This is a genomic window from Corynebacterium pseudodiphtheriticum (assembly GCF_023509295.1).
In the GTDB taxonomy this organism is placed as follows: Bacteria; Actinomycetota; Actinomycetes; order Mycobacteriales; family Mycobacteriaceae; genus Corynebacterium; species Corynebacterium pseudodiphtheriticum.
The window spans coordinates 1,995,936-2,008,688 of record NZ_CP091864.1 but is presented as its reverse complement, the minus strand read 5'-3'; the positions used below and the strand labels follow the sequence as shown (position 1 = coordinate 2,008,688).

Genomic DNA, 12,753 nt, shown 5'->3' with positions numbered 1-12,753 from the left:
CGTGACGACAACCCAGATTGTTGTTCTTGCCGTCGTGGTGACGGTACTGGTCACCGCAGTGCTACTTGTCGCTGGGGCGGTGTGGTTACGCCGCGGTGGGCAGCTGGGCCGGTTCGGTGCTGAAGAACAAACCCAGGACTCGGACCGTATTTTGGAATCTAACCAGGTTGCCACCGTCGGCCAGATGTTGCATTTGGTTATTCAATCATCGCCGACGGGCATCGTCGTGGTGGACCGCAATGGCGATGTCATGCTGTCGAATGCCCGCGCTCACGACATGGCTCTGGTGCACGCGCGCACCATTAACCCACAGGTGTGGCGGGTGGCTGCGAACGTCTTTGACGACGAAGAAAAAGAAAATCGCTACCTCGAGCTTTCCGTGCCTAAGCATCGCACAGGTAATCGAATTTCCAACGTGCGCGCTTTAGTCAAGCCCTTAACCCTTGTCGACGATCGTTTCATGATCGTCTATGGCACCGACGAATCCGAAAACGTGCGTATGCAATCGGCACGGCGGGATTTCGTCGCGAACGTATCCCACGAGCTAAAAACCCCGGTTGGGGGAATGGCGCTGTTAGCCGAAGCGCTGTTGGGTTCGCCGGATGATCCGGAGCACGTGACGCATTTTGGGCGTCAGCTGCAGCGCGAAGCTAACCGCATGGCGGATATGGTCAATGAGCTGATTTCCTTGTCCAAGTTGCAGGGGGCGGAAGCACTTCCAGAGATTGCGCCGGTCTCCGTGGCCGAGGTCATTAGTGCTGCGATTGCGCGCAACCAGGTGGCAGCAGAAAACCACGGCATTATTTTGCGAAACCTGGGGGCTGCGAAGGGAGCCAGCGGCGCAACTGGCGACGACGCAGCCAGCGGTGCAACTGGAGGCGACGCAACTAGCGATGGCGCAACCGGTGGTGATGGAACCGGTGGTGCCGAATCAAACTCTGGGCTATTCGTCGTCGGTAATAGAAATCTCTTGGTTACGGCAGTGTCGAACCTAGTCTCCAATGCCATTAACTATTCCCCAGATTCCACCCCGGTGACTGTGAGTTACGAGGCAGTATCCGCTGAGGAAATCTGCATCCACGTCGTTGATCAAGGCATAGGTATTGCTTCCGAAGACCAGGAGCGCGTATTCGAGCGGTTTTTCCGAGTCGACAAGGCCCGCTCCCGACAAACCGGTGGCACGGGCCTGGGGCTGGCGATCGTGAAACATGTGGTCGCTAACCACGGTGGCAACATCAGATTATTTTCCGAATTGGGCGAGGGCACCACGTTTACCCTGGCGTTGCCGCGTTACCAAGGTGACGGCATGGGTGGGCATGAAATGGAAAACCATGACCTGGAAAATTTAGAAGATTTGGAAGGCCTAGATAACTGGGGAACCCCAGAAAATCCGGAAGGCCTACCCGTCCGGGAAAAACCAGAAGAACCGTGATCTTTTAACGGCGAGCTGTTATAGAATCGCCCCTGTGGCAGGAAACAGGCTGCGGCCGTCGAACCGGCGAAACGTTACACGCCGTTGAACGTCGAAAGGACACAAGCCCCATGGCTACTGTTTTGATCGTGGAAGATGAAGAGTCGTTATCTGATCCGCTGGCATTTCTTCTGCGCAAAGAGGGATTCGAGACGGTCATTGCCGCTGATGGCCCAACGGCGCTGTCGACGTTTCAGTCACAACACGTCGATATCGTTTTGCTGGACTTGATGCTTCCCGGGATGTCAGGCACTGAAGTGTGCAAGAAAATCCGGCTCACCTCACAGGTTCCGATCATTATGGTCACCGCACGTGACTCTGAGATTGACAAGGTGCTCGGGCTCGAGCTTGGCGCCGACGACTACGTGACCAAGCCATATTCTGCTCGTGAACTCACCGCCCGCATCCGGGCGGTGCTGCGTCGAGGAGCCGAGAAAAACACAGAAGCAAAGACTATCGAGGCCGCCGATAACGTTTTGGAAGGCGGCCGCGTGCGCATGGACGTCGACAGTCATATCGTTTACGTCGATGGCGAAGCAGTTCCAATGCCGCTGAAAGAATTCCACCTGTTGGAATACTTGCTGGAAAACGCCGGACGCGTTCTTACCCGCGGGCAACTGATCGACCGCATCTGGGGCTCTGATTACATCGGCGACACCAAAACCATCGACGTGCATGTCAAACGGCTACGCTCCAAAATTGAACCGGAGCCATCCCGCCCGACACACCTGGTGACTGTGCGCGGGCTAGGTTATAAATTCGACGCCTAGTTTCTTTGAGGTTTAATTGTTTCTCTAAGGTTTAATTTCCAGTTGCCGCCCGTGTCGCCGGATGCTGGGGAAGATTCACGCCTGCCGCGCGGGCAGCATCGCGCATCTGGCAGTGGCTCGCCAAAATTTCGTAATTGCGTTGACCCATTACCGCGACCAACTCTTCCTGGTGTGTCTTCCACAACGGATCAGTCGTCGTGTGACACTGCGGAGCCGAAGAACACCACCAGTCGAATTCCTCGCCACCGTTGCCCCACGCGCGTCGGTCGTACTCACTGATTACAGTGCGTAAAATTTCCACGTCGTCGCTGCGAGTTTCATAATCCTCGTGTCGACGAATAGGCACCTGCCAGCATACTTCGGGCTTGACAACGGTTAGCTCTTCATCCTCCGCGACTGCCCACTGGTGTAGCGCACACCCTGCGCCAGTTGCCCAGCCATGACGGTTGGCGAATATACAACCACCATCAACAGTGCGGGTTTTCAACGACGGCTCCATTTCACCATCCTCGTTTTCCTCTTCGTCCCACACCAGCCACGGCTCTAACTCGCCAGCTGGAGCTACTCCGGACAAGTGTTCCTCGGTATTGTTCGGGCGCAATTGCCAGTATTTCGCGGGCATGTTGCGGACGGCGTCGAAAAGTTGATCCTGGTCGGTTTCGTCGGCAAGAAAAGCCCCATGAGTGCAGCAGGCCACGTCGGTAATTCCTTCGCGGATGCCGAAACAATCCGAGGTGCCAAACTTGCAACTGTAATGAGATTCAACCCAAGTCAGGTCGACGGAAAAGACATGTTCGGGATCGTCCGGGTTGGTGAATTCGAACCACTCGCGAGCAAAATCCGGGGCAACCTCCCGGCCAGCACGAATAGATTTGCCGGCAGGCGAGTTTGCAGGAAAACCAAGGAAAACGGAAGAAGACTGTGCGTGATTCACACCTAGACACCGTAGACCGTTTAGGCTAGGAGTGTGCGATTAGGTGTAATTGATGTGGGCAGCAACACTGTCCACCTAGTAGCAGTAGATGTTCGGGACGGCGGTCGGCCAACGCCCATGAGCGATTGGAAGACTTCGCTGAAGCTGGTGGAGCAGCTCGACGCTGACGGAAATATCCACGAGCGAGGCTTGAAGAAACTGATCTCGTCCGTTGGGGAAGCTAAAGAACTCGCCAACAAACTCGGATGCGACGAATTTATGCCCTTTGCCACGTCTGCCATTCGCTCCGCCACGAACTCCGCCTATGTGCTGGATGAAGTGGAAAAACAGACGGGGGTGCGCTTAGAAATCCTCTCTGGCAAGGACGAAGGCCGGTTGACATTCCTGGCTGTACGACGTTGGTTTGGCTGGTCGGCTGGTCGCATCACGAACATTGACATCGGTGGCGGCTCGCTCGAGTTATGTACCGGCACCGACGAGCACCCCGATGTTGCCAGTTCGCTGGATTTGGGTGCTGGCCGATTGACGTATAACTGGTTTGATGCGGATCCGCCGGGCAAAAAGAAAATCAACACGCTGCGCGACTACATTGACGCTGAGCTCAAGGATGTTGCCGCTGAGATCCGCGCCTACGGTGCCCCAGGAATCGCGGTAGGCACCTCGAAGACAATCCGTACCCTGGCGCGCCTTACTGGTGCCGCTCCATCGTCGGCAGGGCCCTATGTACGACGTAATCTGACCGCACCAGGTTTGCGTCAATTGATCGCATTCATTTCCCGCATGACTGCCGCCGACCGAGCCGAATTAGAAGGCGTGAGCAACGACCGTTCGCATCAAATCGTTGCCGGTGCTTTAGTTGCAGAAGCTAGTATGCGAGCATTAGGAATCGACGAACTCGAAATCTGCCCCTGGGCACTGCGCGAAGGCGTAATTCTGCGTCGCATCGATAAAGGACTGGAATAGGGAGAAACAGCATGTCTGACGACAAGCAATTAACAGTCGCGGAATTGTTGGCCCGCGCCGGGAAAGAGAACTCCGATGGCCAAGGGAAAGCCGACGCTCAAGGCGGTTCTGGTGCACGGAAATCCGGAAGCGACTCGGAGAAACCACGTCGACGTCGGCGTCGCAGCATGGAAGACGGCGGAGGTGTCTCCGTCGCTGAGCTGACTGGGTCGTTTCCGAAAGTCACCGCGAAGCCAAAGGAATCCAAGCACGGGTCCCCTATTGATGAGACCAGTAGCGGTGAGACCAGCAGCAACAAGGGTGCAAAAGCTGCAAACGCAGGTTCCGAGGCTGCGCAGAATGCGGCTACGGAAAAACCATCGGGATCAAAAGCGCCTGTGGCTGCCGAAAAGAAGCAACCGGCAACACAGTCGGTGTCACCGGCAACACCGGCAACTACCCGGAAGAAGTCCAAAACCATCACGGTTGGCCGTAAGAGCGATGAGAAAAACAATGGTGGTATAGGGACAAAGACCGGTGGACAGGCCACCAGTGTTCAGGGTTCCAGCCAAGAGAAGGTAAGCAGTGCTAGTGCTGGTGCTAGCGGTAGTGCTGCTGGTATTGGTAACGCCGGTAACGCTGCTGGTGCTGGAAGTGCTAAAGCTCCAGAGAAACTGACACCGGCCTCAGACGAGACCGCAGAAATCTCCCGAGTTACCGACACTACGAGCGCACGAACTGAGGGCGGTTCTGATAAACAGAACCAGCGCCCCAACGGCCGCGATCAGAAGAACCACGAACGCAAGGAAACCAGCCGCAAGGACTCCGAGACGACTGGTGAGATTCCGCGCGTGCAGCCCGGCAAGCCAGTTGATAAAGCTGCGAAGACAGCAGACACCGCTAGCCAGCCGGTGAAACCGGGCAAGCGAGCTGATGACGATACCTCCGAATTTCAGAACATTCCGGATTCGCTTACGCAGGCAGCCGCGGGTGCCCCGGTTGGTGGGGCTGGCCAAGACGGTGCAAAATCTACCGGAATAAATTCCACGCAGAAGAAAGCTGCTCAGGGTGCTCAGCAGACAGGGCAACCTGATAATTTGGTACAGGAGAATGCCCAACCGTCGGGCGGACCATCTCCCGTCCACGCTGATGCGGATCAGGATGACGCAGTCTCCGAAGGCGAAGGTATGAGTCCGGTTGCGGTGATTTTACTGGCACTGGTCGGCATCGTGCTTGGCGTCGTTGTATTCAAGGGCTTCGAAATGCTTTGGGGTGCTCTGAATAACTACCTGGTTGCCGCGTTGGCAGTCGGCGTTACCGGCGTTATGGCTGGCATAGTTCACGCGCTGCGCACGGAGCGTGATGGATTGTCGATGACATTGACGGCTATCGTGGGCTTGTTGTTGACTTTTGGTCCGGCGATCTTGGTAGTGCTCTAGTGTTCCAGTGATTGGCTATCTCGCCGCTTGGGACAAGGACGTCTAAAAACTGGTTGTGGTAAACACGACCGTCACGGGCTAAGCTATGAACTCGATTGCGCATTAAACCCCTAGTCTTCCACAGTGTGGTGGCTAGGGGTTTTGCTTTCTGGCATCGTAGAAACCATGACTAACATTGCAGTTCTAGGTGGAGGCCAGATCGGCGAAGCTCTCGTTTCCGGTCTCGTAGCCTCTGATTACGACCCAAAGTCCATTACCGTGACTAACCGCAGCGCCGAGAAATCGAGCTACTTTGAAGAAAACTACGGTGTGCACACTACTTCGGATAACGCGGCTGCGATCAAGGACGCCGACTATGCGTTTTTGTGCGTCAAGCCTTATCACATTATTGATCTGTTAGAAGATGTTTCCGAGACGCTGCAGTCTCGGGAAGGCAAGACTGTGGCCGTATCCATGGCCGCAGGTTTGACCTTAGAAGCTATGGAAAAAGCGGCTGGCAGCGGGGTGCCAGTGGTTCGTGTGATGCCAAACACTCCGATGCTGGTCGGTAAAGGAACTAACGCTGCAGCGCCAGGAAGCAGCGTATCCGATGAACAGATGTCGGGAGTTTCAGAACTGCTCGAGGCAGTCGGTGAAGTAGTCATCGTAGAAGAAGGCGATATGGATGCTGTAACCGCGATGTCAGGTTCCTCGCCAGCGTATTATTTTTTGGTCACTGAGGCTCTTATCGACGCCGGTGTGCAGATGGGGTTGAAGCGCGATGTCGCCGAGAAACTGGCTACCAATGCCGCCCACGGTGCAGGAAAGATGCTGACGGATTCTGGTCGCGATCCAGCAACCCTTCGGCAGAACGTCTCTTCTCCAGGTGGCACCACTGTGCATGCTCTTCGTGAACTTGAAGAGTCTGGTCTACGCGGCATGTTCTTCCGTGCAGCTGAGGCCTGTGCTAACCGCTCCAAGGAACTTGGCTAAAACTTCTTTTACGCAACGGCAGGACACTTACTCGGTGATATGACTGTCTGGTTGTTTAATGCCTACTAAGAAGCTCCCCGCATCATGACCGGTTGAGCTTCAGAGATAACGCCCGCCGACCACATCGTTGCCAGAATACATACTGGCACTGGTGTGGTGCGGCGGGTTTTGCGTACTTGTGAGCAGTTACGTTCCAGGAGATATTCGGGGGTTGCAAGCGATAGATGGGATTAATGTGCAGGGCGGGTCGCAATAGTCACAAGTGACACGCTAGACTAGTTTGAGCACGTGCGTGTGAAGTCCTGCGGGAGGGGAAGCCTGCAGCGCACTACGAGCTGAAGGGTGAGATACATATGGCACATGAAGACAAAGGAACGTTTCTGACCATCGCCGAGGTTGCGGAGATGATGCGCGTCTCGAAAATGACGGTCTACCGCCTTGTGCACGCTGGTGATTTGCCGGCTGTTCGCGTGGGACGTTCTTTCCGGGTTCACGAAGAAGCCGTGAACGAGTACCTGCACTCGTCGATTTACGAGGTTGGGTAGGTTCACGGGCTTATCACAATAGCGATTGAGTTATTACCGGAACTTGCAAACTTTTAATCGGTTTTATACCCCCGCGGTAGGCAACTGTTGATGCGGGGACACCGAGTCAGGTTACGTCGTTAAGACTTGCCAGTTCTGGGAAATCCCCGGAGTTTGCCCAGATTTGGGTAAGCTTCTTGACAATCGCTAAAGTGTGAGTATTAGTGTCGGCAGTTTGTACACATATCAACTAAGAATTGAGGGTACTGACCATGGGTTCAGTCATTAAGAAGCGCCGTAAGCGCATGTCCAAGAAGAAACACCGCAAGATGCTGCGCCGTACTCGCGTCCAGCGTCGTAAACTGGGCAAGTAAACTAGCCCACGTTATTCAGTTGGAGTCAGATCCTATGCGGTCTGTCTACCAGCACGCACCCTGTGGAACAGGTTGGAGTTCGGCATCCAAATTACCGCCGAGTCTCCATGCCACTAATTTCCACAGGGATTTTGTGTATCTAGTGCAGATACGGGTTATGCGGCTCTGTTTTTGGTGCGCGCCTTGGACTGTGTTGGAGATGTTGCCAGCAACCGGCGACCTGGAGCATTGTGTGCGGCAATCGTTTCATTGATGTCGATCTTTCCGGTGCTGGGGTTAAATTTTCCTACAAGATGAGTATCGTTTTCTCTTTCCATGTGGCCCATGTTGTTTTGGCCGTCACGCCGGTCGTTATTGCCCCGGTGATGATAGGCACAAAGTAGCGTGAGGTTTTCGATGTTGGTCTTTCCACCATGAGAATATGCAGCTATGTGATGGCCTTCGCATTTCGCCGCTGGCTCTGAACAGCCAGGGTGGCTACAAACTAGCTGCATTGCAGTGAGAAAGGCTCTTTGGATCTGAGTCATGTTGCGTACTGAGCCCGCGTCGAGAAGCTTTGCCCTGCCATTGTCCGTGATTCCAAGATGGCATTCGGAGATTCCCAATTGCATAATTTCTGCCGGGGTTAGCGTAGTGCCGGTATCCGTCCGGAACCTCGTTCGTGGTCCCATATTTAGGTAGTCATCGATTGTGCCGACGAGCACCAGTTGCGCAGGCACTCTAGCAGGTGTTGTTTTCTCTGCTGATTCCGCTGTGACTTGGGACGCTTCCGAGTTTGGTGTAGGCCCGAATATAGCGTTCATGAAGTAGTCGTGGACAAATTGTGAAAGTGTTCGAGTCTCCGTGACACTGGCGTCGGCCTGACGGGCTTTCCAGACTCGTGTGGCTTTTGCCCGAATAGCTTCAATGCGCGTGGAGAAGACAGGATCGGTGGTAATTCCGAAATTTATCATTCCGTTGGGAAGCTCTCGGGGTTGAGAAATGTACCGCTTAGAGCGTGCAGATTCTCGGGTTGCCCGTGCTTTAGCAGGCGACGAATAGGCGTCAGGATGATTATTTGCGTTGCGTATACGCTCACGACACCAGTGGGCGAGGTCGGCACAATTGCGTCCCTTGTCAGCCTCTTTCATGGATTCTAGACGAACCCGGTGTTTTCCTGGCACCGCGGTGTCGTTAAGGTGGCGTAACTCCCGATCAATTACGTCGATCTTGTCTGTGGAAATTTTTCGTGCAAGTTCACGACCGGTAGATTGGGCATATCTTTCCTGGTTAAGCTTGTTTTTTGCTAAACGCATCCGTTTTGATCGCTGATTGCTAGATTCAACTTCGACTTCGTCGTCATCTGGATCGTATTCGGCGATATGGATGTGTCCGTAGGCGGTTGTTGCACGATTTTTTACAGTATTGGCGTGTGATGTGGAATAACCTAGGCGTTTGGTATAAAACCCACGAGCGGTCGTTGTACCTACCAATCGACCAATTTCGGTTCGCTCTGCACACCAGGCAAGGGAAGTTTCGGTGGATCGACGGGCAGAAGCGGCCTGGGAAAGGTATTCGAGTGCTTGCGCAATAGACTCTCTGTGGTCGAGGTGTTTACTTCTAGATTGCGCTAGTTCATCGCTAAGATCTGCTAATTCTGCGTCTAATTTCGAGAGAATGGACGCAATGTCGGAGACTCGTTGCCAAGCGTCTGCCCGTTTTTGGTTATGTAGGTGTGGAGGACGTTTCTGAGAACCGTGCTGGTGCTGTTCTGGGGAAATCTTACGTAGCTTGCCTAAAGGTGTCATGGAACTGACGTTAAGAGCTCGGGGCGGATAGTTGCAGTGGAAATGGGGGAACAGTCCGAAAAGCTGTGGAGAAACGGAGTTATCCACAGCCAATGATGGGGTTGGGTTGCAGCAAAAGATGAATGAATGTTGCTAAATTTGTTGGGCAGCAACCTGTGCTTGAATTAACTAGCTTTTGATTTACCTGGCTTTTGATTTGAACGGTGGCTATTTGCTTTCTATGTGGTGGAATTTTTCTTAGAAGGCCCTAATATTTTCCAGCCACCGTAAGCACCGTAGGAAAATAGTGCGGTAATTAATGCCGGTACACCGAAGGAACGCACGGCCTTACGTAGGGAACGGTAGTCGTTGATTTTCCACCCTCGCGATTCTGCTTCCTTGCGCAGCTCCCGATCTGGGTTAATAGCTACGGCGGTGCCGACCATTGTCAGCATCGGAATATCGTTGATTGAATCTGAATAGGCAGTACAGCGATCAAGATCTAGCTTCTCCATCGCAGCCAAAGCCGCGACTGCATGTTTTTTACCTGGTCCGTGCAGGATGTCGCCGACTAGTCGTCCAGTGAATTTGCCGTTTTGCACCTCTGCCACGGTGCCAAGCGCACCGGTAAAACCAAATCTTTGGGCTAAAATTTGGGCCAGTTGCACAGGTGTTGCCGTCACGAGCCATACTTGTTGGCCGGCTGCCAAGTGTTTGTTCGCTAGCTCACGGGTAGCAGGATAGGCTTTGTCTGCAACCCGTGAGTCCACGATTTCTTGGCAGATATCGTTGAGCTCTTCTACGGTGCGGCCTTTAATAAATTCCAGGGCTTGTTCGCGACCTGAGGCTACGTCATTAATGTTTTCGGAGCCGGTAACGCGGTATTTTATTTGTTTCCACGCGATCGGGGCGATATCGCGCAAGCGAAAAAAGCGTTTCCGTGCCAGCCCCATAGCGAGAACGACGAGTGATGATCCTTGGATTAGGGTGTTATCTACGTCAAAAAACGCAGCTGCGCCGATATCTTGCGGTATGGCGGGATCGGGCTGAGTGAGTTTAAAGCTTCCTGCGGCTTTCACAGATCCCGAGACCGAGGCGACGCCCGAGTCAAAGTCGGGGAGGCCGATGCCAAAAGTTTCGCTAATGGCGTTTGCGGCGGCGGCTTCACCGGCTTCTTGTTGGTGTGCCTCATCCAGCGGTGGCATGACGGTATTTTCTAGGAAACGTCGTAAATTGCCGCGACTTGCAGACCATTCCGCGAGGAAATCTTCTGCTGAGTTCGGCCCACTGCCGTCAGGATCAGACAAGAAATTCACTCGCTAGACTCTACCTGTTGTATGTAAAAACCCATTAATATTTCGTGCTGTATTTTCTCTGGTGTAGAACTGCCTGCAGAATATAGACCCGTATGGCTTAGAAGTTAGAGAGGCTAGTTTGCATGATGAATGACGCTTGGCGATCCGGGGAGTCCGCGATGCAATCGCGTCACAATAATTCTGTTGGGGTCGCTCGAGCTGAAGTAGATGCCACCGAGAATAAGACTGAAGCTGGTTATGCTCCTAGCCCCAACCCCACGGCCACGCACATCGTAGAATTGATGGTTCGGACAAATTGTGGGTCGTGTGTTCGCGTTCGTGAGCAGATCGCCCCAATCGTTGCAGCCGCAGATGCAAAACTGGTGGTGCGTAACGTTGATAATGATGCTGGGCTTGCGGTTGAATTTGGAGACCGGGTGCCCGTGGTGGTTCTTGATAACGAGGAATTCGCGTGCTGGGAGGTCGACAACGATGAGTTGGCCGCTGCTTTGCAGAATGGGCTCTAGGAGCTGGTAATTTGCTTGCCCATTGCCCTGGAGATTCTGCTTTCTGTGGCCATTGGGGCTATCCTTTTGGTTGATATCATGGGTAGACCTCAGTCGTGAGTGCGGGCCTACCCAAAACCGGGACAGCTGGAGGGCTCCAGCTGGAGTGCCCTAACTGGTGGGCGCGGAGTGCTTGGCGAAGCCCTGAGTCGTTCCAATCATGACGCGGATTACTGTAGTTAAGTTTTGTAGTTGAGTTAGTGAGATTGCGGAGGAAAATGTGAGCGTGCTCGTCGTGGGAATGTCCCATCGTTCGGCTCCGGTCGCTTTGTTAGAGCGACTGAGCGTAGATGGCATGCAACGCGAGGAGACGAATGCTGAGCTCGTGGCCACTTCGTCGCTGAGTGAGGCAATGATCATCTCCACGTGCAACCGCTTGGAGGTCTACTGCGTCACGAATTCATTCCATTCCGGAGTTCAAGATGTGGTGGAAGTCCTGCACCGTATTTCTCACATTGATATCGATGAACTGCGTAGCTATCTCTACGTGCGCTATGCGGATGCTGCTGCTGAGCATATGATGGTGGTCGCCTCCGGGTTGGACTCCATGGTGGTCGGTGAGCAGCAAATCATTGGCCAGGTACGCAAGGCGTACCAGCGTGCAGTAGCCGCAAACACGGCTGGAAAAACTCTTCATGCCCTGGCGCAATCTGCTCTGCGAGCAGGAAAGAGAGTGCATACCGAGACCAAAATCGATGAGGCAGGCGCATCTATGGTTACTGTTGCGTTGAACGAAGCGCTGCAGTACATGGATTTGGGTTTGCAGAGCGGTGATGACTCCGCAACTGTTCGCACTCCTGACCTTGTCGACGAGCCTTTGTTGATCGGCCGTACAGCTTTAGTATTGGGAGCCGGCGCGATGGCGTCCTTGGCTGCCACACACCTGGGGCGGTTGGGCGTCGACAAGATCATTGTTGCTAACCGCACCCGCGAACGGGCTGATAATCTGGTCGACCATGCGCACCAAGCTGGCGTGTGTGCAGAGGCTGTGAACTTCGAAGACCGTCAGCAAGTTTATGGCAAAGTAGACATCATCGTTTCGGCGACGGGCGCAGACAATTACACGGTCGACCGGGCTTCCATTCCGGAACAGCGCCACGGTCACCTGGTACTCATTGACCTTTCATTGCCACGCGACATTGCGGATGACACCGCAGAGCTCCGCGGGGTTGATCTGGTCAACATCGAGAGACTGCATCAGTCGTTGGCGTCGCAAAGCGATGAAGATACCACCGTCGGCCACCAAGACGCGAAACGCATTGTTCGTGAGGAGTTACAAGCATTTGCTTCTGAACAGCGTGTACGCGAAGTAGTCCCTGCAGTTTCTGCCTTGCGCAAGCATGCTGCTGGCGTGATCGAGTGTGAGATGGCGCGTCTTCGGCAAAGGCGTCCGCACATGTCGGAGGATGATTTCGGACAAGTGCAGGTAGCGATTAGACGTGCCGTCGACAAGCTATTGCACGAACCCACCGTGCGGGCGAAAAAACTCGCAGCGGAATCAGGCGCGGTCAGCCATGAAACAGCACTCCAAGAAATGTTTGGTTTGGAGATCGACGGTAGCTCGATTGCCGTCGATGCCGATGATCTACCGTCCGTGCAGGAAGTTATTGCTCTGGGCAATAACGCCGGGAACCATTCCGGGGCCGGCGATAAGGCTGGGACGAATAAAAATTCCGTGGATAATTAGCGTTAAAGAATCC

At 54.0% G+C, this 12,753-nt stretch carries 12 protein-coding genes; 9 read left to right on the top strand and 3 right to left on the bottom strand.

Annotation, left to right across the window (positions count from 1 at the left end; genetic code table 11):
- Position 1: 1 nt before the first annotated feature.
- Both L9H78_RS09050 and L9H78_RS09045 read left to right on the top strand, forming a co-directional pair.
- Positions 2-1,432 carry an ATP-binding protein gene (locus tag L9H78_RS09050; RefSeq protein WP_430622734.1) on the top strand — a complete coding sequence of 477 codons (1,431 nt, stop codon included), beginning with the start codon at positions 2-4 and terminating at the stop codon, positions 1,430-1,432.
- 110 nt (positions 1,433-1,542) lie between these two features.
- Positions 1,543-2,241 (top strand): response regulator transcription factor, encoded by a 699-nt coding sequence (locus tag L9H78_RS09045; RefSeq protein ID WP_249619892.1) that lies wholly within the window; start codon positions 1,543-1,545, stop codon positions 2,239-2,241.
- A 31-nt stretch (positions 2,242-2,272) separates the two neighbouring features.
- Here the strand turns inward: L9H78_RS09045 and L9H78_RS09040 are convergent, their stop codons facing one another.
- Complete coding sequence (locus L9H78_RS09040) at positions 2,273-3,175, bottom strand: DUF3109 family protein (RefSeq protein ID WP_249619891.1); 903 nt, start codon at positions 3,173-3,175, stop codon at positions 2,273-2,275.
- Between the two features lie 33 nt (positions 3,176-3,208).
- On the opposite strand from L9H78_RS09040, the gene L9H78_RS09035 reads away from it, so the two are divergent.
- From L9H78_RS09035 to L9H78_RS09015, 5 genes are all read left to right on the top strand, one after another.
- Positions 3,209-4,138 carry a Ppx/GppA family phosphatase gene (locus L9H78_RS09035; RefSeq protein ID WP_031267958.1) on the top strand — a complete coding sequence of 310 codons (930 nt, stop codon included), beginning with the start codon at positions 3,209-3,211 and terminating at the stop codon, positions 4,136-4,138.
- Positions 4,139-4,149: 11 nt separating this feature from the next.
- Positions 4,150-5,556, top strand: coding sequence for a hypothetical protein (locus L9H78_RS09030; RefSeq protein WP_249619890.1), 1,407 nt, complete (start codon positions 4,150-4,152; stop codon positions 5,554-5,556).
- Positions 5,557-5,721: 165 nt separating this feature from the next.
- Positions 5,722-6,528 carry a pyrroline-5-carboxylate reductase gene (proC, locus tag L9H78_RS09025; RefSeq protein ID WP_027017487.1) on the top strand — a complete coding sequence of 269 codons (807 nt, stop codon included), beginning with the start codon at positions 5,722-5,724 and terminating at the stop codon, positions 6,526-6,528.
- A gap of 353 nt (positions 6,529-6,881) precedes the next feature.
- Complete coding sequence (locus L9H78_RS09020) at positions 6,882-7,073, top strand: helix-turn-helix domain-containing protein (protein WP_021352134.1); 192 nt, start codon at positions 6,882-6,884, stop codon at positions 7,071-7,073.
- A gap of 251 nt (positions 7,074-7,324) precedes the next feature.
- Positions 7,325-7,426 carry a 30S ribosomal protein bS22 gene (locus tag L9H78_RS09015; protein ID WP_003855542.1) on the top strand — a complete coding sequence of 34 codons (102 nt, stop codon included), beginning with the start codon at positions 7,325-7,327 and terminating at the stop codon, positions 7,424-7,426.
- Between the two features lie 155 nt (positions 7,427-7,581).
- On the opposite strand, the gene L9H78_RS09010 is transcribed toward L9H78_RS09015, so the two are convergent.
- Positions 7,582-9,300 carry an HNH endonuclease signature motif containing protein gene (locus L9H78_RS09010; RefSeq protein ID WP_249619889.1) on the bottom strand — a complete coding sequence of 573 codons (1,719 nt, stop codon included), beginning with the start codon at positions 9,298-9,300 and terminating at the stop codon, positions 7,582-7,584.
- Between the two features lie 131 nt (positions 9,301-9,431).
- Positions 9,432-10,397, bottom strand: a complete 966-nt coding sequence (locus tag L9H78_RS09005; protein ID WP_419145539.1) for an HAD family hydrolase — start codon at positions 10,395-10,397, stop codon at positions 9,432-9,434.
- Positions 10,398-10,789: 392 nt separating this feature from the next.
- Here L9H78_RS09005 and L9H78_RS09000 point away from each other — a divergent pair, with 392 nt between their 5' ends.
- Both L9H78_RS09000 and L9H78_RS08995 read left to right on the top strand, forming a co-directional pair.
- Complete coding sequence (locus L9H78_RS09000) at positions 10,790-11,014, top strand: glutaredoxin family protein (RefSeq protein ID WP_249620783.1); 225 nt, start codon at positions 10,790-10,792, stop codon at positions 11,012-11,014.
- A 259-nt stretch (positions 11,015-11,273) separates the two neighbouring features.
- A complete protein-coding gene (locus L9H78_RS08995) occupies positions 11,274-12,740 on the top strand; it encodes a glutamyl-tRNA reductase (protein WP_249619886.1) in 1,467 nt (488 codons plus the stop codon).
- The last annotated feature ends 13 nt before the right edge of the window (positions 12,741-12,753 follow it).